Origin of the sequence: Thiococcus pfennigii (assembly GCF_016583835.1) — a bacterium.
Lineage (GTDB): Bacteria > Pseudomonadota > Gammaproteobacteria > Chromatiales > Chromatiaceae > Thiococcus > Thiococcus pfennigii.
In genome coordinates this window covers 1-504 of record NZ_NRRW01000172.1, presented here as the reverse complement: position 1 = coordinate 504, position 504 = coordinate 1, and the positions used below count along the sequence as shown (strand labels likewise).

Annotated in this window: 2 pseudogenes; one reads left to right on the top strand and one right to left on the bottom strand. The window is 68.8% G+C overall.

The features are described from left to right. Positions 1–20 precede the first annotated feature (20 nt). A pseudogene (locus CKO41_RS18875) lies at positions 21–170 on the top strand (sensor histidine kinase KdpD); the annotation flags it as partial. Between the two features lie 111 nt (positions 171–281). Here CKO41_RS18875 and CKO41_RS18870 read toward each other — a convergent pair. Continuing rightward, positions 282–504, bottom strand: a pseudogene (locus tag CKO41_RS18870) (glutamine--fructose-6-phosphate transaminase (isomerizing)); the annotation flags it as partial.

The following is a 504-nucleotide window of genomic DNA, read 5'->3' as shown; positions in this document are numbered from 1 at the left end:
TCGTCGCCGGTTTCACCCGCGTGCGTGTGCGCGAGACCGTGCCCGATGCGGTGCTGGACGATGCCGAGATCGAAGTGGTCGACCTCCCGCCCGACGAGCTGATCGACCGGCTGAAGGACGGCAAGGTCTATATCCCTGCCGAGGCGACGCGCGCGCTCGGCCATTTCTTCTCGAAATCGAACCTGTCGGCGCTCCGCGAACTGGCGTTGCGCCGCGCCGCGCAGACGGTCGACCGCCATTTGCTCGACCATGTCGCCAGCCTCGGCGAAAGCGGCACCTGGGCCGGCGGCGAGCGCGTCGTAGACGGCGTGGACGACGACCTCGGTATCGGTCTGCGACGTGAAGGTGTGGCCGGCGGCGAGCTGCTCGGCGCGCAGCGTGGCATGGTTCTCGATGATGCCGTTGTGGACGATGGCGCAGCGCTCACCGGAGAGGTGCGGATGGGCGTTCTCCGTGGAGGGCTCGCCGTGGGTGGCCCAGCGGGTATGGGCGATGCCGATGCTG